This is a genomic window from Flavobacterium weaverense, from assembly GCF_003688495.1.
GTDB lineage: Bacteria > Bacteroidota > Bacteroidia > Flavobacteriales > Flavobacteriaceae > Flavobacterium > Flavobacterium weaverense.
Genome location: NZ_REFH01000010.1, coordinates 70,738 through 92,072, shown reverse-complemented (window position 1 = coordinate 92,072; position 21,335 = coordinate 70,738). Strand labels below are relative to the sequence as shown.

General features: G+C 34.9%; 34 protein-coding genes. All 34 read right to left on the bottom strand.

Features of this window, described 5'->3' with window-relative positions; genetic code table 11:
* Positions 1-37: 37 nt before the first annotated feature.
* Positions 38-1,321 carry a citrate synthase gene (locus BC961_RS10295; protein WP_121925780.1) on the bottom strand — a complete coding sequence of 428 codons (1,284 nt, stop codon included), beginning with the start codon at positions 1,319-1,321 and terminating at the stop codon, positions 38-40.
* Between the two features lie 159 nt (positions 1,322-1,480).
* The gene (gene eno, locus BC961_RS10290; RefSeq protein WP_121925779.1) at positions 1,481-2,773 is read right to left on the bottom strand and encodes a phosphopyruvate hydratase; all 1,293 of its coding nucleotides are present in this window, start codon (positions 2,771-2,773) and stop codon (positions 1,481-1,483) included.
* 287 nt (positions 2,774-3,060) lie between these two features.
* Positions 3,061-4,161, bottom strand: coding sequence for a glutamine-hydrolyzing carbamoyl-phosphate synthase small subunit (gene carA / locus BC961_RS10280; RefSeq protein ID WP_121925777.1), 1,101 nt, complete (start codon positions 4,159-4,161; stop codon positions 3,061-3,063).
* A 345-nt stretch (positions 4,162-4,506) separates the two neighbouring features.
* Positions 4,507-5,001 carry a 50S ribosomal protein L17 gene (gene rplQ / locus BC961_RS10275; RefSeq protein ID WP_121925776.1) on the bottom strand — a complete coding sequence of 165 codons (495 nt, stop codon included), beginning with the start codon at positions 4,999-5,001 and terminating at the stop codon, positions 4,507-4,509.
* Positions 5,002-5,064: 63 nt separating this feature from the next.
* Positions 5,065-6,057 carry a DNA-directed RNA polymerase subunit alpha gene (locus tag BC961_RS10270; RefSeq protein WP_039110214.1) on the bottom strand — a complete coding sequence of 331 codons (993 nt, stop codon included), beginning with the start codon at positions 6,055-6,057 and terminating at the stop codon, positions 5,065-5,067.
* 21 nt (positions 6,058-6,078) lie between these two features.
* Positions 6,079-6,684, bottom strand: coding sequence for a 30S ribosomal protein S4 (gene rpsD, locus BC961_RS10265; RefSeq protein ID WP_072992271.1), 606 nt, complete (start codon positions 6,682-6,684; stop codon positions 6,079-6,081).
* An 88-nt stretch (positions 6,685-6,772) separates the two neighbouring features.
* The gene (rpsK, locus tag BC961_RS10260) at positions 6,773-7,156 is read right to left on the bottom strand and encodes a 30S ribosomal protein S11 (RefSeq protein WP_024981527.1); all 384 of its coding nucleotides are present in this window, start codon (positions 7,154-7,156) and stop codon (positions 6,773-6,775) included.
* An 8-nt stretch (positions 7,157-7,164) separates the two neighbouring features.
* Positions 7,165-7,539: a 30S ribosomal protein S13 gene (rpsM, locus tag BC961_RS10255; RefSeq protein WP_121925775.1), complete on the bottom strand. Its 375-nt coding sequence runs from the start codon at positions 7,537-7,539 to the stop codon at positions 7,165-7,167.
* A 2-nt stretch (positions 7,540-7,541) separates the two neighbouring features.
* Positions 7,542-7,658, bottom strand: a complete 117-nt coding sequence (gene ykgO, locus BC961_RS10250) for a type B 50S ribosomal protein L36 (RefSeq protein WP_008992256.1) — start codon at positions 7,656-7,658, stop codon at positions 7,542-7,544.
* Between the two features lie 12 nt (positions 7,659-7,670).
* Positions 7,671-7,886, bottom strand: a complete 216-nt coding sequence (gene infA / locus BC961_RS10245) for a translation initiation factor IF-1 (protein WP_007136545.1) — start codon at positions 7,884-7,886, stop codon at positions 7,671-7,673.
* Positions 7,887-7,890: 4 nt separating this feature from the next.
* Positions 7,891-9,237, bottom strand: coding sequence for a preprotein translocase subunit SecY (gene secY / locus BC961_RS10240; protein WP_121925774.1), 1,347 nt, complete (start codon positions 9,235-9,237; stop codon positions 7,891-7,893).
* Between the two features lie 13 nt (positions 9,238-9,250).
* Positions 9,251-9,703, bottom strand: a complete 453-nt coding sequence (gene rplO / locus BC961_RS10235; protein WP_066081007.1) for a 50S ribosomal protein L15 — start codon at positions 9,701-9,703, stop codon at positions 9,251-9,253.
* An 11-nt stretch (positions 9,704-9,714) separates the two neighbouring features.
* Positions 9,715-9,897, bottom strand: a complete 183-nt coding sequence (rpmD, locus tag BC961_RS10230) for a 50S ribosomal protein L30 (protein ID WP_035668100.1) — start codon at positions 9,895-9,897, stop codon at positions 9,715-9,717.
* A gap of 12 nt (positions 9,898-9,909) precedes the next feature.
* Entirely contained in the window at positions 9,910-10,437 is a 528-nt protein-coding gene (gene rpsE / locus BC961_RS10225) for a 30S ribosomal protein S5 (RefSeq protein ID WP_121925773.1), read from the bottom strand.
* Positions 10,438-10,443: 6 nt separating this feature from the next.
* Positions 10,444-10,794, bottom strand: a complete 351-nt coding sequence (gene rplR / locus BC961_RS10220; protein WP_121925772.1) for a 50S ribosomal protein L18 — start codon at positions 10,792-10,794, stop codon at positions 10,444-10,446.
* A gap of 11 nt (positions 10,795-10,805) precedes the next feature.
* Complete coding sequence (gene rplF / locus BC961_RS10215) at positions 10,806-11,348, bottom strand: 50S ribosomal protein L6 (protein WP_121925771.1); 543 nt, start codon at positions 11,346-11,348, stop codon at positions 10,806-10,808.
* A gap of 18 nt (positions 11,349-11,366) precedes the next feature.
* A complete protein-coding gene (gene rpsH, locus BC961_RS10210) occupies positions 11,367-11,765 on the bottom strand; it encodes a 30S ribosomal protein S8 (protein ID WP_121925770.1) in 399 nt (132 codons plus the stop codon).
* Positions 11,766-11,890: 125 nt separating this feature from the next.
* A complete protein-coding gene (gene rpsN, locus BC961_RS10205; RefSeq protein WP_007136553.1) occupies positions 11,891-12,160 on the bottom strand; it encodes a 30S ribosomal protein S14 in 270 nt (89 codons plus the stop codon).
* Positions 12,161-12,163: 3 nt separating this feature from the next.
* Positions 12,164-12,715, bottom strand: a complete 552-nt coding sequence (gene rplE / locus BC961_RS10200) for a 50S ribosomal protein L5 (protein ID WP_121925769.1) — start codon at positions 12,713-12,715, stop codon at positions 12,164-12,166.
* A gap of 2 nt (positions 12,716-12,717) precedes the next feature.
* On the bottom strand, positions 12,718-13,032 hold the full coding sequence (gene rplX, locus BC961_RS10195) for a 50S ribosomal protein L24 (RefSeq protein WP_121925768.1): 315 nt from the start codon (positions 13,030-13,032) through the stop codon (positions 12,718-12,720).
* An 11-nt stretch (positions 13,033-13,043) separates the two neighbouring features.
* The gene (rplN, locus tag BC961_RS10190; RefSeq protein WP_026717863.1) at positions 13,044-13,412 is read right to left on the bottom strand and encodes a 50S ribosomal protein L14; all 369 of its coding nucleotides are present in this window, start codon (positions 13,410-13,412) and stop codon (positions 13,044-13,046) included.
* A 2-nt stretch (positions 13,413-13,414) separates the two neighbouring features.
* Positions 13,415-13,675: a 30S ribosomal protein S17 gene (gene rpsQ / locus BC961_RS10185; protein ID WP_086452759.1), complete on the bottom strand. Its 261-nt coding sequence runs from the start codon at positions 13,673-13,675 to the stop codon at positions 13,415-13,417.
* A 17-nt stretch (positions 13,676-13,692) separates the two neighbouring features.
* A complete protein-coding gene (rpmC, locus tag BC961_RS10180) occupies positions 13,693-13,884 on the bottom strand; it encodes a 50S ribosomal protein L29 (RefSeq protein WP_121925767.1) in 192 nt (63 codons plus the stop codon).
* 13 nt (positions 13,885-13,897) lie between these two features.
* Positions 13,898-14,323: a 50S ribosomal protein L16 gene (gene rplP / locus BC961_RS10175; protein WP_121925766.1), complete on the bottom strand. Its 426-nt coding sequence runs from the start codon at positions 14,321-14,323 to the stop codon at positions 13,898-13,900.
* A 19-nt stretch (positions 14,324-14,342) separates the two neighbouring features.
* On the bottom strand, positions 14,343-15,104 hold the full coding sequence (rpsC, locus tag BC961_RS10170) for a 30S ribosomal protein S3 (RefSeq protein WP_039110223.1): 762 nt from the start codon (positions 15,102-15,104) through the stop codon (positions 14,343-14,345).
* Between the two features lie 6 nt (positions 15,105-15,110).
* Positions 15,111-15,521, bottom strand: a complete 411-nt coding sequence (gene rplV / locus BC961_RS10165; RefSeq protein WP_007136561.1) for a 50S ribosomal protein L22 — start codon at positions 15,519-15,521, stop codon at positions 15,111-15,113.
* Between the two features lie 6 nt (positions 15,522-15,527).
* Positions 15,528-15,806, bottom strand: a complete 279-nt coding sequence (rpsS, locus tag BC961_RS10160; protein ID WP_007136562.1) for a 30S ribosomal protein S19 — start codon at positions 15,804-15,806, stop codon at positions 15,528-15,530.
* Between the two features lie 6 nt (positions 15,807-15,812).
* Entirely contained in the window at positions 15,813-16,637 is an 825-nt protein-coding gene (rplB, locus tag BC961_RS10155) for a 50S ribosomal protein L2 (protein ID WP_104000022.1), read from the bottom strand.
* Between the two features lie 6 nt (positions 16,638-16,643).
* Positions 16,644-16,934: a 50S ribosomal protein L23 gene (gene rplW, locus BC961_RS10150; RefSeq protein WP_066081040.1), complete on the bottom strand. Its 291-nt coding sequence runs from the start codon at positions 16,932-16,934 to the stop codon at positions 16,644-16,646.
* Between the two features lie 6 nt (positions 16,935-16,940).
* Positions 16,941-17,570: a 50S ribosomal protein L4 gene (gene rplD / locus BC961_RS10145; RefSeq protein WP_121925765.1), complete on the bottom strand. Its 630-nt coding sequence runs from the start codon at positions 17,568-17,570 to the stop codon at positions 16,941-16,943.
* Positions 17,570-18,187, bottom strand: coding sequence for a 50S ribosomal protein L3 (rplC, locus tag BC961_RS10140; protein ID WP_121925764.1), 618 nt, complete (start codon positions 18,185-18,187; stop codon positions 17,570-17,572). The genes rplD and rplC overlap by 1 nt, the downstream gene beginning before the upstream one ends.
* A gap of 155 nt (positions 18,188-18,342) precedes the next feature.
* Positions 18,343-18,648, bottom strand: coding sequence for a 30S ribosomal protein S10 (gene rpsJ, locus BC961_RS10135; RefSeq protein WP_011963470.1), 306 nt, complete (start codon positions 18,646-18,648; stop codon positions 18,343-18,345).
* An 11-nt stretch (positions 18,649-18,659) separates the two neighbouring features.
* The gene (gene fusA / locus BC961_RS10130) at positions 18,660-20,816 is read right to left on the bottom strand and encodes an elongation factor G (RefSeq protein WP_121925763.1); all 2,157 of its coding nucleotides are present in this window, start codon (positions 20,814-20,816) and stop codon (positions 18,660-18,662) included.
* An 11-nt stretch (positions 20,817-20,827) separates the two neighbouring features.
* Positions 20,828-21,304, bottom strand: coding sequence for a 30S ribosomal protein S7 (gene rpsG, locus BC961_RS10125; protein WP_035668130.1), 477 nt, complete (start codon positions 21,302-21,304; stop codon positions 20,828-20,830).
* Between the last annotated feature and the right edge of the window lie 31 nt (positions 21,305-21,335).

Genomic DNA, 21,335 nt, shown 5'->3' with positions numbered 1-21,335 from the left:
AAAGCTCCACTACTATGTGAAGCTTTTAAAATTGAATTTATCTTTTATCAGATGCTTTAAAATCTCTCAAAGGATGTCCTGTGTAAATTTGTCGAGGTCTTCCAATTGGCTCTTTATTTTCACGCATTTCTTTCCATTGTGCGATCCAACCTGGTAATCTACCGATAGCAAACATTACCGTAAACATATCAGTAGGAATTCCTAAAGCTCTGTAAATGATTCCAGAATAAAAATCTACGTTTGGATATAATTTTCTAGAAACAAAATATTCATCGACAAGTGCAGACTCTTCCAATTTTTTAGCAATAGCAAGGATAGGATCGTCAACACCTAAAGTTGCTAAAACTTCATCAGCTGCTTTTTTAATGATTTTTGCTCTTGGATCGAAATTTTTATAGACTCTGTGACCAAATCCCATTAAACGGAATGGATCGCTTTTGTCTTTTGCTTTAGCCAAATATTTATCTGCATCTCCACCTGTTCTATGAATTTCCTCCAGCATTTCAAGTACTGCTTGATTCGCTCCACCATGTAAGGGTCCCCAAAGTGCAGAAACACCTGCAGAAATAGAAGCGAACAAACCTGCGTGAGAAGACCCAACCATTCTAACTGTAGAAGTTGAACAGTTTTGCTCGTGGTCTGCGTGAAGAATAAATAATTTATCTAAAGCGTCAACTACAACTTGGTTTGGTTTGTAAGGCTCGTTAGGCAATTCAAACATTAATCTCATAAAGTTTTGCACATATCCTTTTGTATTATCGTAATAATTCAAAGGATAACCCATACTTTTTCTATATGTCCATGTTGCAATAACTAAGAATTTACCCATAGTTTTACAAACTGCTTCATACATTTCTTTTTCATTCTCCGCGTTAACTGATTTTGGATTAAAAGCAGTTAATGCGCTAGTCAATGCAGCCAAAACACCCATTGGATGAGCAGTTTTTGGAAAACCATCTATGATGCTTTTCATTTCCTCATTGACTAGAGTATATCTTCTGATATCTTTTTCAAATTGTTCTAATTCAGCTGCAGTAGGTAATTCACCAAAAATAACTAAATAAGAAACTTCAAGAAAATGTCCTTTTTCAGCTAAATCTTCAATGGAATACCCTCTATAACGAAGAATTCCAAGCTCGCCATCTAAGAAAGTAATTTTGCTAGTACATGAACCTGAATTTTTATAACCTGGATCGAGAGTTATCATTCCTGATAAATCACGTAATTTACTAATATCAACAGCAACTTCATTCTCACTTCCTATTACGATAGGCAGCTCAAATTTCTCACTATCAACTTCTAATATTGCAGTTTTTGACATAATATAATTGGAATAAACTTTTAAAAATAATAATTTACCAAATCTAGGGAATTTAACATTAAATAAAAAGAGAATAACCCAATGAATGTGTTAAATATAACAAAAAAACTGTCCTTTTGTGAAAGACAGTTTTAGTGTAATGAAAAATATAAAGTGAAATTATTTTATTTTAAAAGCATTTTTACCAGGAAAATATGCAGTATCTCCTAATTCTTCCTCAATTCTTAATAATTGATTATATTTAGACATACGATCAGAACGAGATGCAGATCCTGTTTTGATTTGACCACAGTTTAATGCAACTGCTAAATCTGCAATTGTATTATCTTCAGTCTCTCCTGAACGGTGTGACATAACACAGGTATAACCAGCATTTTTAGCCATATTAACCGCAGCAATCGTTTCAGTAAGCGTACCAATTTGGTTAACTTTTATTAAAATTGAATTAGCTATTCCTTTATCAATTCCAGTTGATAGACGCTCTACATTAGTGACAAATAAATCATCTCCAACTAATTGTACTTTATCGCCTATTTTCTCCGTAAGCAATTTCCATCCATCCCAGTCGTTTTCGTCCATTCCGTCTTCAACAGAGATAATTGGATATTTAGAAACTAACTCAGCTAAATAATCTACTTGTTCAGCAGAAGATCTGATTTTACCAGTTTCTCCCTCAAATTTTGAATAGTCATATTTACCATCAACATAAAATTCTGCCGCAGCACAATCTAAAGCAATCATGATCTCATCACCAAATGAATATCCAGCCTTTTCAACTGCATTTTTAATGGTGTCTAACGCGTCTTCAGTTCCTCCAGGAAGATTTGGTGCAAAACCACCTTCATCACCCACAGCTGTCGAAAGACCTCTATCATGTAATACTTTTTTCAAACTATGAAATATCTCTGTTCCCATTTGCATTGCGTGAGAAAAAGAAGTTGCTTTAACTGGAAAAATCATGAACTCTTGAAAAGCGATTGGCGCATCTGAATGCGATCCACCGTTAATGATGTTCATCATAGGAACTGGTAGCGTATTAGCTGAAACACCACCTACATATCTGTATAATGGCAAACCTAATTCATTAGCGGCAGCTTTAGCTACTGCAAGAGAAACACCTAAAATAGCATTTGCTCCAAGGTTAGATTTGTTTTCAGTTCCATCCAAATCGATCATCATTTGATCAATTAAATTTTGTTCAAAAACTGAAACTCCTAATAGCTCCTCAGCAATAAGTGTATTCACATTTTTCACTGCATTTAAAACACCTTTACCAAGATAGGCTTTACCACCATCACGTAATTCAACCGCTTCATGCGCTCCTGTAGAAGCTCCAGAAGGCACTGCTGCTCTTCCTAAAATACCATTGTCGGTAATTACATCTACTTCAATAGTAGGGTTTCCTCTTGAATCGAAAATTTGTCTTGCGTGAATTTTGATAATTATACTCATATTACTAAATTTTAAAATTTAAAATACAAATATATCCTATCTTTTTGATTCATTATATGAAAACAATGAATCTTATTAACGAAAACGATGTAATTAATTTTAAAAAGTTCACATACCACTTTTCACAACAAGTACAAGAGAAATTACCACCGAAAAATTTTTCACTAATGAATTTTAGATTTATAATAATAAGAGATTATGCAATTATTACAGATTCAAAACCACTTGAAATAAAAAAAGGATTGACTCCACAGTGAAAGTCAATTCTTTTTTTTAATAAGCTAAAATTATTTATTAATATTTTCGATAAACTGATCGAATAGATATGAAGAATCATGTGGACCAGGACTTGCTTCTGGATGATATTGAACAGAGAAACAATTTTTGTTTTTCATTCTCATTCCAGCAACTGTTCCATCATTCAGATGCAAATGCGTAATCTCTAAATCAGCATTAGCTTCTAATTCTTCTTTGTTAACTGCAAAACCGTGGTTTTGAGAAGTAACCTCGCCTTTACCAGTAATAATGTTTTTTACAGGATGGTTGATACCTCTATGTCCGTTGAACATTTTATAAGTTGAAATTCCATTAGCTAAACCAATTACTTGGTGCCCAAGACAAATTCCAAACAAAGGCTTGTCATGCTCCAGAATCTCTTTTGCTACCTGAATGGCACTAGAAAGTGGCTCAGGGTCGCCCGGACCATTAGATAAGAAGTAACCATCTGGACTAAAAGAAGATAAATCTTGGTATGTTGCGTCAAATGGAAATACTTTGATGTAACAATCTCTTTTAGCTAAATTGCGTAAAATATTCTCTTTAATTCCTAAATCAAGAGCTGAAATTTTGTATTTAGCATCTTTATTACCGTAAAAATAAGGTTCTTTAGTAGAGACTTTTGAAGCTAACTCTAAACCTTTCATATCAGGAACTTCGGCTAGAATCTTTTTAAGATCTTCGACAGAAGTACCATCTGTGCATATTACAGCGTTCATCGCTCCGTTATCACGAATGTAACTAACAAGCGCTCTTGTATCTACATCAGAGATGCAAATAAGATTTTGTTTAATAAAATAGTCTTCCAAACTTCCTGACGCATCTGCACGAGAATAATTGAAACTGAAATTTTTACAAATTAAACCAGATATTTTTATGCTTTCTGATTCCACTTCAGAATCATTTACACCATAATTTCCAATATGTGCATTGGTTGCTACCATTAGCTGACCGAAGTAAGAAGGATCAGTGAATATTTCTTGGTAACCCGTCATTCCAGTATTAAAACAAACTTCTCCAAAAGTAGTTCCACTGATTCCAATAGATTTACCGTGAAAAATGGTACCATCACTCAATAAAAGTATAGCGCTTTGTCTTGTTGTGTATTTCATTAGTTGATTTCTTTGTGTTGTAAAAGTTGATGAAACTCGTTAAGCAAATTTCACTTGTAGTTAAATATTATGCAAATTTAATTTTTTAAAATAGTGAAAGCAAAAAAATAAAAGAAATAAATGCTTTTATACTGTATTTCTAAAAGCTATTAAAAAATAAAATTTCTACTATAGCCGTGATGGCAGCGGCATCCTTATTGCCCATGGTTTGGGCAAGAAGATAAAGCTAACAGCAGGACATCTTATGTTTTGAAATTGAATTCTGTGCTCATAAAAAATCAAAAAAAAAAAGGATAAACTATAAATAGCTTATCCTTAAATTTTATTGAATGATTATCTTCATAATTATTCAGCTGCGTCAGTAGTCGTTTCAGTTTCGGCTGCTGGAGCAGAAGCTTCAGTAGCATCATCTGCTTTTTTAGCTTTAGCACCACGACGGCTTTTTGCTTTTTTAACTTCTTTTTTACCACCGTTGTAAAGTTCATTGAAATCTACAAGTTCGATCATTGCCATATCAGCATTATCTCCTAAACGATTTCCAACTTTAATGATACGAGTGTATCCACCTGGACGGTCACCTACTTTAGCTGCAACATCTCTAAACAAGTCAGTTACTGCATATTTGCTACGTAAGTAAGCAAAAACGATACGACGATTGTGAGTTGTATCAGATTTTGATTTTGTTATTAAAGGCTCAACAAATTGTTTAAGCGCTTTCGCTTTAGCAACAGTAGTGTTAATACGTTTGTGCTCGATAAGAGAACAAGCCATATTAGCTAACATAGATTTTCTATGTGCTGTCTGTCTGCTTAAGTGGTTGAATTTTTTTCCGTGTCTCATGACGTGTTTTTTTATACTTTCATCTTGATGCTATCCATTTTGGAGATCAAAATATGAAGTAATTTATTCTTTATCTAATTTGTATTTCGCTAAGTCCATACCGAAGTTTAAATTTTTAACTGCAACAAGTTCATCAAGTTCAGTTAAAGATTTTTTACCAAAATTACGGAATTTCATTAGGTCATTTTTATTGAACGATACTAAATCACCAAGTGTATCAACTTCAGCCGCTTTCAAGCAATTTAATGCTCTAACAGAAAGATCCATATCTACAAGCTTAGTTTTAAGCAATTGTCTCATATGTAATGATTCTTCATCATACGATTCTGTTTGTGCAATTTCGTCAGCCTCAAGTGTAATTCTTTCATCAGAGAACAACATGAAATGGTGAATAAGAACTTTTGCAGCCTCAGTAAGAGCATCTTTTGGATTGATTGATCCATCAGTTTTAATTTCAAAAACTAATTTTTCATAATCTGTTTTTTGCTCTACACGGAAGTTTTCAATAGCGTATTTTACATTTTTTACCGGAGTAAAAATTGAATCTGTAAAAATAGTTCCAATTGCAGCATTCTGTTTTTTATTCTCTTCAGCAGGAACATATCCTCTACCTTTTTCGATTGTTAAATCAAAATTAAGTTTGATTTTACTATCTAAATTACAGATAACTAGTTCTGGATTCAAAACTTGGAAACCTGAAATAAATTTTTGAAAATCACCAGCTGTTAGTTGGTCTTTACCTGAAACAGAAATAGTAACTGATTCATTATCTATATCTTCAATTTGACGTTTGAAACGTACTTGTTTAAGATTAAGAATAATTTCGGTAACGTCCTCAACAACTCCTGAAATAGTAGAAAACTCATGATCTACACCTTCAATGCGAACAGATGTAATTGCATAACCTTCTAATGCTGAAAGCAAAACTCTTCTAAGTGCATTACCAACGGTCAATCCGTAACCAGGTTCTAAAGGTCTGAATTCAAACTTACCTTCAAAATCGGTTGAATCGATCATGATAACTTTATCGGGCTTCTGAAAATTAAATATTGCCATAAATTTCGACTAAGTCAATTATTATTTGTTGTACAACTCTACGATTAATTGTTCTTTAATGTTTTCTGGAATTTGAAGTCTAGCTGGTACAGTAACAAAAGTACCTTCTTTAACGTCGTTATTCCAAGTAATCCACTCATAAACATGACTTGAATTAGATAAAGAACGTTCGATAGCATCTAAAGATTTAGATTTTTCACGAACTGCAACTTTGTCACCTGGTTTTAGGTGGTAAGAAGCGATATTAACAACATCACCATTAACAGTAATGTGTCTGTGCGAAACTAATTGTCTAGCACCTCTTCTAGAAGGAGCAATACCCATTCTAAAAACTACGTTGTCTAGTCGTGCTTCACATAATTGTAAAAGAACTTCACCAGTAACACCTTTAGTAGCTGATGCTTTTTTGAATAAACCTCTAAATTGCTTTTCTAATATTCCGTAAGAATATTTAGCTTTTTGCTTCTCCATTAACTGGATTGCATATTCAGATTTTTTTCCTCTTTTTTTAGCCATCCCGTGTTGTCCAGGTGGGTAACTTCTTCTTTCGAATGCTTTGTCGTCTCCGAATATTGCTTCGCCAAATTTACGAGCAATTCTAGTTTTTGGACCAGTATATCTTGCCATTTCTAAAAATTATTAAGGTAGAGATTATGAATTCAGGTCATATCCTTCGATAATCGTGTATTCTACCTAGTTATACTTAAATATATTATTAAACTCTACGTCTTTTTGGAGGACGACATCCGTTGTGAGGCATTGGAGTAACATCGATAATCTCTGTAACTTCAATTCCACCGTTATGCAAAGAACGGATAGCAGACTCACGTCCGTTTCCTGGTCCTTTTACATAAACTTTAACTTTTTTCAATCCAGCTTCAAGAGCTACTTTACTACAATCTTCTGCTGCCATTTGGGCTGCGTATGGAGTGTTCTTTTTAGAACCTCTAAAACCCATTTTACCAGCTGAAGACCATGAAATAACCTCACCTTTTTTATTAGTCAAAGATATGATGATATTGTTAAAAGTAGCAGAAATATGAGCTTCTCCCGTTGATTCAACGATAACTTTACGTTTTTTTGCAGTTGCTTTAGCCATATTACTTATTATTTAGTTGCTTTTTTCTTGTTAGCAACAGTTTTTCTTTTACCTTTTCTAGTTCTAGAGTTGTTTTTAGTTCTTTGTCCTCTTAAAGGAAGACCAGATCTATGACGGATACCTCTATAACATCCAATATCCATTAAACGTTTGATGTTTACAGAAACTTCAGAACGTAATTCTCCTTCAATTTTGAAAGTTGATACTGCTTCACGAATCGCTCCGATCTCATCATCATTCCAATCTTGAACTTTTTTATCTTGGCTAACTTGAGCTTTTTCTAAAATCTCAATAGCTCTACTTTTTCCTAATCCAAAGATGTAGGTAAGTGCTATAACACCTCTCTTGTTTTTTGGGATATCTACCCCTGCTATTCTTGCCATAATTATCCTTGTCTTTGTTTAAATCTAGGATTCTTTTTGTTTATTACGTACAATCTCCCTTTTCTTCGCACAATTTTGCACTCGGGACTTCTCTTTTTTACTGAAGCTCTAACTTTCATTTTGAATATCCTTTAATATCTATAAGTAATTCTTGCTTTTGACAAGTCATAAGGGCTCATTTCTAGTTTCACTTTATCACCAGGTAATAATTTGATGTAATGCATACGCATTTTTCCAGATATATGTGCGATTACAATATGTCCATTCTCTAACTCTACACGGAACATTGCATTTGATAATGCTTCAATGATCGATCCGTCTTGTTCTATTGCTGATTGTTTTGCCATAAAGTTAAGCTACTGCTTTTCTATTTTTACCACTTTTCATTAAACCATCATAATGTTTATTCAACAAATATGAATTGATTTGCTGCATTGTATCTATGGCAACACCAACCATAATTATTAATGATGTACCTCCAAAAAACATTGCCCAAGATTGTTGAACATCCATCACACTTACAATTATTGCTGGGAACACAGCAATCAGAGCTAGAAATAAAGATCCTGGAAAAGTTATTAAAGACATCACTTTGTCAAGATAATCAGATGTTTCAACTCCTGGACGAATTCCTGGAATAAAACCACCGCTTCTCTTTAAGTCGTCTGACATTTTGTTTGTAGGAACTGTAATGGCAGTATAAAAGAAAGTAAATACAATAATTAAAGTTGCAAATACTAAATTATACCAAAATCCAAACATATTACTAAAAGCACCAACGACAGACTGTGATGCATCTGATTTAGATAAACCTGCTAAAGCAGCTGGAATAAACATAATCGCTTGAGCAAAAATAATTGGCATAACCCCTGAAGCATTAAGCTTTAAAGGAATCCATTGTCTATTTCCATTTAGCATGTCTTGTTCGAAATCACCTGATGTTGTACGACGAGCATATTGAACAGGAATCTTACGAACTGCCATAACTAATAGTACACAACAAATAATAACTAGCAACCAAACTATGATTTCAATAACTAGCAACATTGGACCACCATTATTATTGGTAACCCTAGTTGTAAACTCTTGAATGAATGCTTGTGGCAGTCTAGCCAATATACCAACCATAATCAACAATGATATACCATTCCCAATTCCCTTATCAGTAATTTTTTCTCCTAACCACATGGCAAAAATTGTACCTGTAACTAAAATAATAACTGAAGAAAATAAGAATTCAAATGAATTGAATCCCAATAAAAATGCATTACTAGGTAATGTTCTATATAAATTATAGATATAAGTTGGACCTTGAACTAAAGTAATTCCAATTGTCAACCAACGAGTGATTTGATTAATCTTTTTTCTACCGCTTTCTCCATCACTTTGTAATTTTTGTAAATAAGGAATAGCAATTCCCATTAACTGAACTACAATAGAAGCAGAAATATAAGGCATAATTCCTAAAGCGAAAACTGACGCTTGAGAAAATGCACCTCCAGTAAACATGTCAAGAATTGAACCAATTCCTTCTTTGGTTTGCCCAGCTAAATTACCTAACTGTGTAGCATCAATGCCTGGTAGGGTAACTTGTGCCCCAAAACGATAAACTAAAAGTAGACCTAATGTTATTAAGATTCTATTCTTTAATTCTTCAATTTTCCAAACATTACTTATTGATTCAATAAATTTCTTCATATTAATAGAAAAATTACATTGTTACAGCTTCTCCACCAGCAGCTTCAATAGCAGCTTTTGCAGTAGCAGTAAATTTGTGAGCGGTTACTTTTAATTTTGCTGTTAGTTCGCCTCTACCTAAAATCTTAACGATTTCATTTTTAGTAGCTAAACGGTTAGCAACGTAAACTGTCATATCAACAGTATCTTTGATAACACCATTATCAACTAAAAGTTGAAGTGTATCAAGATTTACACCTTCGTAATCTTTACGATTGATGTTTGTAAAACCAAACTTAGGTACACGTCTTTGAAGTGGCATTTGCCCTCCTTCAAATCCAATCTTTTTAGAATAACCAGAACGAGATTTTGCTCCTTTGTGTCCTCTTGCAGAAGTACCACCTTTTCCAGAACCTTCTCCTCTACCTAATCTTTTATTTTGATTGTGTGTAGAACCTTCAGCAGGTTGTAAGTTACTTAAATTCATAACAGTATTTGTTATTTAGTTTCTTCAACAGAAACTAAGTGTTTAACTTTATTTATCATCCCAAGGATTGTAGGGTTTGAATCATGCTCTACAACTTGTCCCATTTTACGTAGACCTAAAGCTTCTAATCCTCTTTTTTGAGTAAGTGGACAGTTGATTTTGCTTCTAACTTGTTTTACTAATAATTTAGCCATAATTTCCTTGAATTAACCTTTAAAAACTTTTTCTAAAGAAACACCTCTTTGTTTTGCAACAGCGTAAGCACTTCTCATTTGTAATAAAGCATCAAAAGTTGCTTTTACTACGTTGTGAGGATTTGAAGATCCTTGTGATTTAGATAATACATCATGAATTCCTACTGACTCTAGAACTGAACGAACAGCTCCACCAGCAATAACTCCTGTACCATGAGAGGCAGGAATTAAGAATACACGTGCACCACCAAATTTACCTTTTTGTTCGTGAGGAACTGAAAGACCGTTTAAAGGAATCTTAACTAGATTTTTCTTAGCATCTTCTACTGCTTTCGCAATTGCTTCAGAAACATCTTTAGATTTACCTAAACCGTGTCCAACTACTCCATTCTCATCACCTACAACTACAATAGCAGAAAAACCGAAAGCTCTACCACCCTTTGTAACCTTAGTAACACGATTTACACTCACCAAACGATCTTTTAATTCAAGACCACTTGGTTTTACTAACTCTACATTCTTGTATTTACTATTAGACATACTATATTAGAATTTAAGTCCAGCCGCTCTTGCGCCTTCTGCTAATGATTTAATACGACCGTGATATAAATAACCTCCTCTATCGAAAGTTACTACCTCTATTCCGGCTTTTAAAGCTTTCTCAGCAACTAGTTTTCCAACTGCTGTAGCCACTTCAATATTCGTACCGTTACCTATTTCTTTTTCTCTTGAAGAAGCTGCTAGTAAAGTAACACCGTTTACGTCATCAATAAGTTGAGCATAAATTTCTTTGTTACTTCTAAATACAGATAGTCTTGGATTTGTAGCAGTACCACTAATCGTTTTTCTAATTCTGAATCTAATTCTTTGTCTTCTTTCAGGTTTTGTTAATGACATAATCTTATTTTTTAAGCTGATTTACCTGCTTTTCTTCTTAATACTTCACCTACGAATTTAACACCTTTTCCTTTGTACGGCTCTGGCTTACGGAAACCTCTGATTTTCGCAGCCACTTGACCTAAAAGTTGTTTGTCAAATGATGTTAATTTAACGATAGGGTTCTTACCTTTTTCAGATATTGTTTCTAAAGTAACTTCAGGAGCAATTTCTAAAACTATATTGTGAGAGAATCCAAGTGCTAAATCTAATTTTTGTCCTTGGTTTGAAGCTCTATAACCAACTCCAACCAATTCTAAAGACTTAGTAAAACCTTCTGTAACACCGATAATCATATTATTGATTAAAGATCTGTACAAACCGTGCTTTGCTCTTTGGTCTTTGTGATCCGACGATCTTTCAACTTGAACTTGATCGCCTTCAACTGTAACAGTAACGTCCGAAAACTCCTGAGTTAGTTGACCATTTTTTCCTTTTACTGTAATAATACCGTTTGCAACTTCAACAGTTACACCAGCTGGTATTGTTACTGGACTTTTACCTATTCTTGACATCTTTATATAGTCTTTAAATTAGTATACGTAACAAATAACTTCACCACCTACGTTCAATTGTTTTGCTTTCTTTCCAGTCATTAACCCTTTAGAGGTAGACACGATAGCAATACCTAATCCGTTAAGGATTCTAGGAATAGATGAAGAACTTGAATATTTACGTAAACCTGGTTTACTAATTCTTTGGATATCTTTAATTACTGGCTCCTTAGTATCTTTGTCATACTTTAAAGCGATTTTGATTGAACCCTGAACAGCGTTGTCTTCAAATTTGTAACTCAAGATATAACCTTGATCAAATAAGATCTTAGTTATTTCTTTTTTTAGATTAGATGCAGGAATTTCGACAACTTTGTGGTTTGCAGCCACAGCGTTACGAACTCTTGTCAAATAATCAGCAATAGGATCTGTATACATTATGTATCAATTTGCGGTTTTGGTTTTCAATGAACTATTCACTGAACCTGAAACCAGTTTATAAATATGAATGATACAGACGTAACTAAGTTGCGTCTGTATCAGAACGTAATAAAATTACGTTTTTACCAAGATGCCTTTTTAACACCTGGAATCAATCCGTTATTTGCCATTTCACGAAATGTAACACGTGAAAGACCGAATTGACGCATATATCCTCTTGGTCTACCCGTTAATTTACAACGATTGTGTAAACGAACTGGTGAAGCATTTTTCGGTAACTTTTGCAAACCTACGAAATCTCCAGCTTCTAACAAAGCTTTTCTTTTCTCAGCATACTTAGCTACTGTTTTTTCTCTCTTAACCTCGCGGGCTTTCATTGATTCTTTAGCCATGTCTTAATTCTTTTTAAAAGGTAATCCTAATTCTGTCAATAGAGACTTTGCTTCTTTATCCGTTTTTGCTGAAGTTACAAAAGTGATATCCATTCCTGATATTTTGTTTACTTTGTCAATATCAATTTCTGGGAAAATGATTTGCTCTAAAACACCAAGATTGTAATTTCCTCTTCCGTCAAAACCAGTAGCTTTAATACCACTGAAATCTCTTACACGTGGTAAAGCTGAAGTTACAAGTCTATCTAAAAACTCATACATTCTTTCTCCACGTAGAGTAACTTTTGCTCCAATAGGCATCCCTTTTCTCAATTTGAAAGACGCAACGTCTTTCTTAGAGATAGTAGATACTGCTTTCTGTCCAGTAATCTTTGTTAACTCATCAACTGCATAGTCAATTAGTTTTTTATCAGATACAGCTGCACCAACTCCTTTACTTAAAACGATTTTCTCCAATTTAGGAACCTGCATTACGTTTACGTATCCGAATTCCTCTTTAAGAGCAGCAATTACTCTGCTCTTATATTCTTCTTTTAGTCTAGGTATATACGCCATTACTATAGTACTTGATTAGATTTTTTTGCAAATCTTACTTTCTTATCTCCTTCTACTCTAATACCAACTCTAGTTGCTTCCTTAGTTTTAGGATCAATTAAAGAGATGTTAGATATTTGTATAGAAGCTTCTTTCCTTACGATACCACCTTGAGGGCTTTTTGCACTTGGTTTCGTATGTTTAGAAACCATATTTACACCTTCAACAATCGCTTTGTTCTTGTCTTTGTACACACGTAATACTTTACCTTCAGCACCTTTATGGTCTCCAGCAATTACTCTTACGATGTCACCTGATTTTATTTTTAGCTTTATCATCTTAAAACGAATTAAAGCACTTCTGGTGCTAATGATACAATTTTCATGAATTGTTTTTCACGAAGTTCTCTTGCTACTGGACCAAAAACACGAGTTCCTCTCATTTCCCCTGCAGCATTCAAAAGAACACATGCATTGTCATCGAAACGGATATAAGAACCATCAGCTCTTCTCACTTCTTTTTTGGTACGTACAACAACTGCAGTTGAAACAGCTCCTTTTTTAACGCTTCCGTTAGGTGCTGTATCTTTGATAGAAACTACAATTTTGTCACCAACAGAGGCATACCTTCTTTTGGTACCTCCTAAAACACGGATAGTTAAAACTTCTTTTGCTCCCGTATTATCTGCTACTTTTAATCTTGACTCTTGTTGTACCATAATTATTTAGCTCTTTCTAAGATTTCAACTAACCTCCAACATTTAGTTTTACTTAAAGGACGCGTTTCGCTAATCCTTACCGTATCTCCAACGTTGCAGTCGTTCATTTCGTCGTGTGCGTGATACTTTTTAGTTTTCAACACGAACTTACCGTATAATGGGTGTTTTACTTTACGCACTTCAGCAACAACAATAGACTTGTCCATTTTGTCTGAAGTTACAACACCAATTCTCTCTTTTCTTAAATTTCTTTTTTCTTCCATCTTTCAGCAGACTACAGTTATTGTAACTCTCTTTTAGTAAGTTCTGTAGCTAATCTAGCAACAACTCTTCTCGCACTTCTAATTTGAAGTGGGTTCTCAATTGGTGAAATAGCGTGAGCCATTTTTAGATCAGCATATGTTTTCTTAGACAAGCTAAGCTTTTCTTGCAACTGTGCTGCAGAAAGATCTTTTATTTCTGATTGTTTCATAATATAATATAGATTATGCTTCGAAATCTCTAGCAACAACGAATTTAGTTTTTACTGGAAGCTTTTGAGCTGCAAGACGTAACGCCTCTTTTGCAACTGACAAAGGAACTCCTCCAACTTCGAACATAATTCTTCCGGGTTTAACAACAGCAGCCCAATATTCTACGGCTCCTTTACCTTTACCCATACGTACCTCAAGAGGCTTCTTAGTAATTGGTTTGTCTGGAAATACTTTGATCCATAATTGTCCTTCTCTCTTCATAAAACGAGTTGCAGCAATACGCGCAGCCTCGATTTGACGTGAGGTTAAGAACATTCCATCTTCATGTACAGATTTAATACCAAACATTCCATTTGAAAGTTCATACCCTCTATGAGAGTTACCCTTCATTTTACCTTTTTGTACCTTACGGTATTTTGTTCTTTTAGGCTGTAACATTTTTCTTTAATTTAAAAATTTACTTTCTTTTACGAGCGTCTGGTTTTCCACCTTTGTTAAAAGGCTTTCTGTCTCCTCTCGGAGAATCGCCACCTTTACCTCCACCAGTACCAGATTGTTTTTTGTCCATTCCAGCAAGCGGAGAAAGATCTCTCTTTCCATAAACTTCACCTTTCATGATCCACACTTTGATTCCCATTCTACCATAAGTAGTATGAGCTTCAGCAAGCGCATAATCAATATCGGCTCTGAAAGTTGATAGAGGAATTCTTCCTTCTTTGAAACCCTCTGAACGTGCCATCTCTGCACCATTCAAACGACCAGAAATCAAAACTTTGATACCTTCAGCGTTCATACGCATAGAAGCAGCAATAGCCATTTTGATTGCACGTCTGTAAGAAATACGGCTTTCGATTTGACGACAGATGCTTGTAGCAACTAGATACGCGTCAAGTTCAGGTCTTTTTATTTCAAAGATGTTGATTTGAACCTCTTTGTCAGTAATTTTTTTAAGTTCTTCTTTCAACTTGTCTACCTCTTGTCCACCTTTTCCGATAATGATACCAGGTCTAGCAGTAGTGATAGTAACGGTTACAAGTTTCAAAGTTCTCTCAATTATTACTTTTGATACACTAGCTTTTGATAAACGAGCATGGATATACTTTCTGATTTTGTGATCTTCGGCAAGTTTATCACCATAATCATTTCCACCATACCAGTTTGAGTCCCATCCTCTGATGATACCAAGTCTATTTCCAATTGGATTTGTCTTTTGTCCCATCTTGTATTAAATTGCTTGTGTGTTATTAATAGATCCAAGCACGATTGTTACGTGGTTAGAACGTTTTCTAATTCTGTGAGCACGACCTTGTGGAGCTGGACGAAGTCTTTTCAACATCATTCCACCATCAACTGTAATCGTTTTAACAAATAAACCAGCTTCTTCCATATTAGCGTCAGGGTTTTTTGCTTGCCAGTTGGCAATAACAGATAAAACCAATTTCTCTAATTTTCTTGAAGCTTCTTTAGAACTGAATCTTAAGATGTTCAATGCTCTCTCTACCTTCTGACCTCTTACCAAGTCCGCTACTAAGCGCATTTTTCTAGGTGAAGTAGGGCAGTTATTCAATTTTGCGAAAGCAATAGACTTATTAGCCTCTTTTCTCGCATCTGCTGTTTCTCTTTTACGAACTCCCATTGCTTCTTATTTTTTACCTTTATTTTTTGCTCCAGCATGACCTCTAAAAGATCTAGTTGGTGAAAATTCTCCTAATTTGTGACCTACCATGTTTTCTGTTACGTAAACTGGTACAAATTGACGACCGTTATGAACTGCGATAGTTTGTCCAACAAAGTCTGGAGTAATCATAGAAGCTCTAGACCAAGTCTTAACCACTCCTTTATTTCCACCTGCAATGTTTTCTTGAACTTTCTTGTCTAACTTATAATGTACAAAAGGTCCTTTTTTTAATGAACGTGCCATATCTTATTATTTCTTTCTACGTTCTACGATATACTTGTTACTCGGGTTTTTCTTAGAACGAGTTCTATAACCTTTAGCTGGTATTCCATTTCTTGAACGTGGATGTCCACCAGAAGAACGTCCTTCACCACCACCCATTGGGTGATCGACAGGGTTCATTGCAACAGGTCTTGTTCTAGGTCTTCTACCTAACCATCTTGTTCTACCTGCTTTACCAGATACAACTAATTGGTGGTCTGAATTTGAAACCGCTCCAATTGTAGCCGAACAAGTTAACAAGATTAATCTTGTTTCACCAGAAGGCATTTTGATTGTAGCATATTTTCCATCTCTTGCCATTAATTGAGCAAATGTTCCAGCAGAACGAGCGATTACAGCCCCTTGTCCTGGTCTCAATTCGATACAAGAAATTACAGTTCCTAATGGAACTTTACTTAAAGGTAATGTATTACCAATTTCAGGTTGAGATTCTGGACCAGAAACTAATTTCTGACCAACTTTCAATCCGTTTTGAGCAATAACATAAGTTTTCTCACCATCAGCATAAGCTAATAATGCGATAAACGCAGTACGATTTGGATCATACTCAATTGATTTCACTGTCGCAGGAATTCCTTCTTTTGTACGTTTGAAATCAATAATACGATATCTCTGCTTGTGACCACCACCCGTATAACGCATGGTCATCTTTCCTTGACTATTTCTACCTCCAGAGTTTTTTATCGGCGCTATCAAAGAGCGTTCCGGCTTATCAGTTGTAATGGCGTCATAACCATTCACAACTCTAAATCGCTGACCTGGGGTAATAGGTTTTAATTTTCTTACTGACATTTTATCTTAGATATTGTTGTAAAAATCAATTGTTTCTCCTTCTTGTACTTGTACAATTGCTTTTTTAATAGCATTTGTCTTTCCACTGATTAAACCACTTTTAGTGTATTTAGTAGTTCTATCCGGCCTTACGTTCATCGTGTTAACACTCAAAATCGTTACTCCATAAGCAGCTTCAATAGCTTTCTTAATTTGTACTTTATTTGCTTTTTTGTCAACAACGAATCCGAAGCGGTTTAAAACTTCACTTTCTTTGGTTACTTTTTCCGTTACTATAGGCTTAATTATGATGCTCATATCCTATTATTTACTTAAATTTTCTTCAATTATCTCTAAAGAACTCTCTAAAAGAACTAAGTTATTAGCGTTAAGAATAGCATAAGTACTTAATTCTAAGCTACTTACGACGCTAGACCCTTTTAAATTGCGTGAGGACAAATATACATTTTTATTGGTATCACCCAACACAAATAGAGATTTTTTATTTTCTAACTCTAAAGCTTTCAAAACGTTGATGAAATTTTTAGTGTTTGGTGTTTCAAAATTAAAGTCTTCAAGTACAATAATATTTGACTCTTTTGCTTTAATCGAGAAAGCAGATTTTCTAGCCAAACGTTTCAAGTTTTTATTCAATTTGAATGAATAACTTCTTGGTCTTGGTCCGAAAACTGTTCCACCACCTTTAAACAATGGATTCTTTGCACTACCCGCACGAGCAGTACCAGTTCCTTTTTGTTTTTTAATCTTACGTGTACTTCCCGCTACTTCAGCTCTTTCTTTAGCTTTGTGCGTTCCTTGTCTTTGATTAGCAAGATATTGCTTTACATCAAGGTATACTGCGTGATTGTTTGGTTCTATACCAAATACTGAATCAGAAAGTTGAACTTTTCTTCCAGTATCTTTTCCGTTGAAATCTAATACTTTTGCTTCCATTACTTCTGAATGATTACATAAGAGTTGTTATGACCAGGAACACATCCTTTTATAACAAGTAGATTCTTTTCAGCAACTACTTTTAAAACTCTAAGGTTTTGAACTTTTACATTTTCTCCTCCCATTCTTCCAGCCATACGCATTCCTTTGAATACTCTAGATGGATAAGAAGAAGCTCCTACAGAACCTGGTGCTCTTAAACGGTTATGTTGACCGTGAGTTGCTTGTCCAACACCACCAAAACCGTGACGTTTAACAACCCCTTGGAAACCTTTACCTTTAGATACACCTTGTACATCTACAAATTCTCCTTCTTCAAAAATAGAAACATCAATAAGATCTCCTAATTTTTGTTCAGTTGCAAAATCTTGGAATTCAACGACTTTTTTCTTAGCTACAGTTCCCGCTTTTTTAAAGTGACCTAAAGCCGCTTTTGTGGAATGTTTCTCGTTTTTGTCATCGAAACCAAGTTGCAACGCTTCGTACCCGTCAACACCTTTGGTTCTGACTTGGGTAACAACGCATGGTCCAGCTTCGATTACTGTACAAGGAATGTTTTTCCCGTTCTCGTCGAAAATACTAGTCATGCCGATTTTTCTACCAATTAACCCAGACATAATTATTAATTATTAATTATTAAATATAAATATAGAACGCAGCTTTTAACCGAATCCTATTTTTTTAAAGTGGTGCAAAAGTATAACTTATTTACACACAAACCAAAAAAATATTTTTCAATCAAAAGCAGCGTCCCTTTTTACTCTTAAACTACTTAAACTTTGATTTCTACTTCAACTCCACTTGGCAATTCAAGTTTCATTAATGCATCAATAGTTTTAGATGAAGATGAATAAATATCAATCAATCTCTTGTATGACATTACTTCAAATTGCTCTCTCGCTTTTTTGTTAACGTGTGGAGAACGCAATACAGTGAAAAGTTTTTTGTGAGTTGGCAAAGGAATTGGTCCTGTTACTACTGCACCTGTACTCTTAACAGTTTTTACAATCTTCTCAGCAGACTTATCTACTAACATGTGATCGTAAGATTTTAATTTTATTCTGATTTTTTGACTCATTTTCTTAAAGATTAAGCGTTTCCTTTTGCTTTTTTGATTACTGCTTCTGAAATATTAGCAGGTGTTTCAGCGTAGTGTGAAAATTCCATTGTAGAGGTTGCTCTACCAGAAGAAAGTGTTCTTAATGTTGTAACATAACCAAACATCTCTGATAACGGAACATCCGCTTTAATAGTTTTAGCACCAGCTCTATCACCCATGTCATTTACCTGACCTCTACGACGGTTAATATCACCTACGATATCTCCCATGTTTTCTTCTGGCGTAATAACTTCCATCTTCATTATTGGCTCAAGAATAACAGCTCCAGCAGCTTTAGCTACTTCTCTGTACCCCATTCTAGCAGCTAACTCAAAAGATAGTGCATCTGAATCGACAGGGTGGAAAGATCCGTCTGTCAAAGTTACTTTCAAACTATCAACTTGGTATCCAGCTAATGGACCAGTTTTCATAGCTTCTCTGAAACCTTTTTCAACAGATGGGATATATTCTTTAGGAACGTTACCACCTTTTACAGCATTTACGAACTGTAACCCAACAGCAGGCTTACCATCAACTTCATCAGCAGGCTCTAATGTAAATACGATATCACCGAATTTACCGCGACCTCCAGATTGTTTCTTGTACGTCTCTCTGTGTGTTGCAGATCTTGTAAAAGCTTCTTTATATTCAACTTGAGGCTCACCTTGATTCACTTCAACTTTAAACTCACGTCTCATACGATCGATAAGTACATCTAAGTGAAGCTCACCCATACCTGATATAATAGTTTGACCTGAAGCTTCATCAGTTCTAACTGTAAACGTAGGATCTTCTTCAGCTAATTTAGCTAAAGCCATACCCATTTTATCAACATCAACCTTAGTTTTAGGTTCAATTGCAACCCCGATTACCGGTGCTGGAAATTTCATTGACTCAAGAATAATTGGGTGTTTTTCATCACACATTGTATCTCCAGTCTTGATATCTTTAAAACCAACTGCTGCCCCAATATCTCCAGCTTCGATAAAATCGATTGGATTTTGTTTGTTAGCGTGCATCTGGTAGATACGAGAAATTCTTTCTTTGTTTCCTGAACGAGTGTTCAAGATATATGAACCTGCATCTAAACGTCCTGAGTAAGCACGGAAAAACGCTAAACGACCTACGAATGGGTCAGTAGCAATTTTAAAAGCTAAAGCCGCGAATGGCTCAGCTACAGATGGCTTACGCAAAATTTTAACTTGATCTTCTTCTAATAATTCAGCATCATCAGGATGAATTCCCCAAATACCTTCTTTCTCCATTGGAGACGGTAAGTATTTACAAACTGCATCTAATAAAAACTGAACTCCTTTATTTTTGAATGAAGATCCACATAACATAGGAATAATCGCCATGTCAATAGTAGCAGCTCTTAATGCGTTGTTAATCTCTTCTTCAGTGATAGAAGTTTCATCTTCCATGTACTTGTCTAAAAGATTCTCATCGTAATCAGCAACAGCTTCAATTAATGCAGAACGGTATTCTTTAACTTCATCAATCATATCCTCAGGAATAGGCACAATATCATAAGTAGCACCGTGATTTTCATCATGCCAAATCATAGCTTGATTTTTCACTAAATCAACTACTCCTTTGAAATCGTTCTCTTCACCAATAGGCAAAGTGATTGCAACAGCGTTAGATTTTAACATGTCTCTAACTTGCTGACAAACTCCTAAGAAATTTGAACCTTGACGGTCCATTTTATTTACAAATCCCATACGTGGAACTCTATATTGATCTGCTAGTCTCCAGTTAGTTTCTGATTGTGGCTCAACACCATCTACAGCACTAAATAAGAAAACTAAACCATCAAGTACACGTAATGAACGATTTACTTCAACAGTAAAATCAACGTGTCCTGGAGTATCAATAATATTAAAGTGGTACGGTAAAGATTCAGGTAATTTCTCACCTTGTTTTGTTGGGAAGTTCCACTCACAAGTTGTAGCAGCAGAAGTAATTGTAATACCTCTTTCTTGCTCTTGCGCCATCCAGTCCATTGTTGCAGAACCTTCGTGCGTTTCACCTATTTTGTGGTTTTTTCCTGTATAGAAAAGAATACGCTCTGTTGTTGTTGTTTTACCAGCATCAATGTGTGCAGCGATTCCAATATTTCTTGTATATCTTAAGTCTCTAGCCATTTCTCTATGAATTAAAATCTAAAGTGAGAGAAAGCTTTGTTAGCTTCTGCCATTTTGTGAGTATCCATTCTTTTCTTAACAGCAGCACCTTCTTCTTTAGCCGCAGCTAAACATTCTGAAGCTAACCTTTGAGCCATAGACTTTTCATTTCTTCTTCTTGAATAAAGTATTAACCACTTCATTGCCATAGAGATTTTTCTATCTGGTCTAATTTGCATCGGAATTTGGAATGTAGCTCCACCTACTCTACGACTACGTACTTCTACGTGAGGCATAACGTTAGTTAAAGCATCTTTCCATATTTCTAACGATGGCTTTTCAGCATCTTGTTTTTTAGACTCAATGATGTCAATAGCATCATAAAATACTTTAAACGCTGTCGATTTTTTTCCATCCCACATTAAGTTGTTCACAAAACGTGTTACCAGTTGATCATTAAATCTTGGATCTGGTAAAAGTGGTCTCTTCTTTGCCGCTCTTTTTCTCATGTCTTTTTTTTAATAAAACTACACACCTATA

Bases quoted from the DNA above. Each gene is read 5' to 3' on its own strand.
- BC961_RS10295 (WP_121925780.1), bottom strand. From the start codon at position 1,321: ATGTCAAAAACTGCAATATTAGAAGTTGATAGTGAGAAATTTGAGCTG.
- eno (WP_121925779.1), bottom strand. From the start codon at position 2,773: ATGAGTATAATTATCAAAATTCACGCAAGACAAATTTTCGATTCAAGA.
- carA (WP_121925777.1), bottom strand. From the start codon at position 4,161: ATGAAATACACAACAAGACAAAGCGCTATACTTTTATTGAGTGATGGT.
- rplQ (WP_121925776.1), bottom strand. From the start codon at position 5,001: ATGAGACACGGAAAAAAATTCAACCACTTAAGCAGACAGACAGCACAT.
- BC961_RS10270 (WP_039110214.1), bottom strand. From the start codon at position 6,057: ATGGCAATATTTAATTTTCAGAAGCCCGATAAAGTTATCATGATCGAT.
- rpsD (WP_072992271.1), bottom strand. From the start codon at position 6,684: ATGGCAAGATATACTGGTCCAAAAACTAGAATTGCTCGTAAATTTGGC.
- rpsK (WP_024981527.1), bottom strand. From the start codon at position 7,156: ATGGCTAAAGCAACTGCAAAAAAACGTAAAGTTATCGTTGAATCAACG.
- rpsM (WP_121925775.1), bottom strand. From the start codon at position 7,539: ATGGCAAGAATAGCAGGGGTAGATATCCCAAAAAACAAGAGAGGTGTT.
- ykgO (WP_008992256.1), bottom strand. From the start codon at position 7,658: ATGAAAGTTAGAGCTTCAGTAAAAAAGAGAAGTCCCGAGTGCAAAATT.
- infA (WP_007136545.1), bottom strand. From the start codon at position 7,886: ATGGCAAAACAATCAGCAATAGAACAAGACGGATCGATCATTGAAGCA.
- secY (WP_121925774.1), bottom strand. From the start codon at position 9,237: ATGAAGAAATTTATTGAATCAATAAGTAATGTTTGGAAAATTGAAGAA.
- rplO (WP_066081007.1), bottom strand. From the start codon at position 9,703: ATGAATTTAAGTAACTTACAACCTGCTGAAGGTTCTACACACAATCAA.
- rpmD (WP_035668100.1), bottom strand. From the start codon at position 9,897: ATGGCTAAATTATTAGTAAAACAAGTTAGAAGCAAAATCAACTGTCCA.
- rpsE (WP_121925773.1), bottom strand. From the start codon at position 10,437: ATGTCTAATAGTAAATACAAGAATGTAGAGTTAGTAAAACCAAGTGGT.
- rplR (WP_121925772.1), bottom strand. From the start codon at position 10,794: ATGTCATTAACAAAACCTGAAAGAAGACAAAGAATTAGATTCAGAATT.
- rplF (WP_121925771.1), bottom strand. From the start codon at position 11,348: ATGTCAAGAATAGGTAAAAGTCCAGTAACAATACCAGCTGGTGTAACT.
- rpsH (WP_121925770.1), bottom strand. From the start codon at position 11,765: ATGTATACAGATCCTATTGCTGATTATTTGACAAGAGTTCGTAACGCT.
- rpsN (WP_007136553.1), bottom strand. From the start codon at position 12,160: ATGGCTAAAGAATCAATGAAAGCCCGCGAGGTTAAGAGAGAAAAAACA.
- rplE (WP_121925769.1), bottom strand. From the start codon at position 12,715: ATGGCGTATATACCTAGACTAAAAGAAGAATATAAGAGCAGAGTAATT.
- rplX (WP_121925768.1), bottom strand. From the start codon at position 13,032: ATGATAAAGCTAAAAATAAAATCAGGTGACATCGTAAGAGTAATTGCT.
- rplN (WP_026717863.1), bottom strand. From the start codon at position 13,412: ATGGTACAACAAGAGTCAAGATTAAAAGTAGCAGATAATACGGGAGCA.
- rpsQ (WP_086452759.1), bottom strand. From the start codon at position 13,675: ATGGAAGAAAAAAGAAATTTAAGAAAAGAGAGAATTGGTGTTGTAACT.
- rpmC (WP_121925767.1), bottom strand. From the start codon at position 13,884: ATGAAACAATCAGAAATAAAAGATCTTTCTGCAGCACAGTTGCAAGAA.
- rplP (WP_121925766.1), bottom strand. From the start codon at position 14,323: ATGTTACAGCCTAAAAGAACAAAATACCGTAAGGTACAAAAAGGTAAA.
- rpsC (WP_039110223.1), bottom strand. From the start codon at position 15,104: ATGGGACAAAAGACAAATCCAATTGGAAATAGACTTGGTATCATCAGA.
- rplV (WP_007136561.1), bottom strand. From the start codon at position 15,521: ATGGGAGTTCGTAAAAGAGAAACAGCAGATGCGAGAAAAGAGGCTAAT.
- rpsS (WP_007136562.1), bottom strand. From the start codon at position 15,806: ATGGCACGTTCATTAAAAAAAGGACCTTTTGTACATTATAAGTTAGAC.
- rplB (WP_104000022.1), bottom strand. From the start codon at position 16,637: ATGTCAGTAAGAAAATTAAAACCTATTACCCCAGGTCAGCGATTTAGA.
- rplW (WP_066081040.1), bottom strand. From the start codon at position 16,934: ATGAGCATCATAATTAAGCCTATAGTAACGGAAAAAGTAACCAAAGAA.
- rplD (WP_121925765.1), bottom strand. From the start codon at position 17,570: ATGGAAGCAAAAGTATTAGATTTCAACGGAAAAGATACTGGAAGAAAA.
- rplC (WP_121925764.1), bottom strand. From the start codon at position 18,187: ATGTCTGGGTTAATTGGTAGAAAAATCGGCATGACTAGTATTTTCGAC.
- rpsJ (WP_011963470.1), bottom strand. From the start codon at position 18,648: ATGAGTCAAAAAATCAGAATAAAATTAAAATCTTACGATCACATGTTA.
- fusA (WP_121925763.1), bottom strand. From the start codon at position 20,816: ATGGCTAGAGACTTAAGATATACAAGAAATATTGGAATCGCTGCACAC.
- rpsG (WP_035668130.1), bottom strand. From the start codon at position 21,304: ATGAGAAAAAGAGCGGCAAAGAAGAGACCACTTTTACCAGATCCAAGA.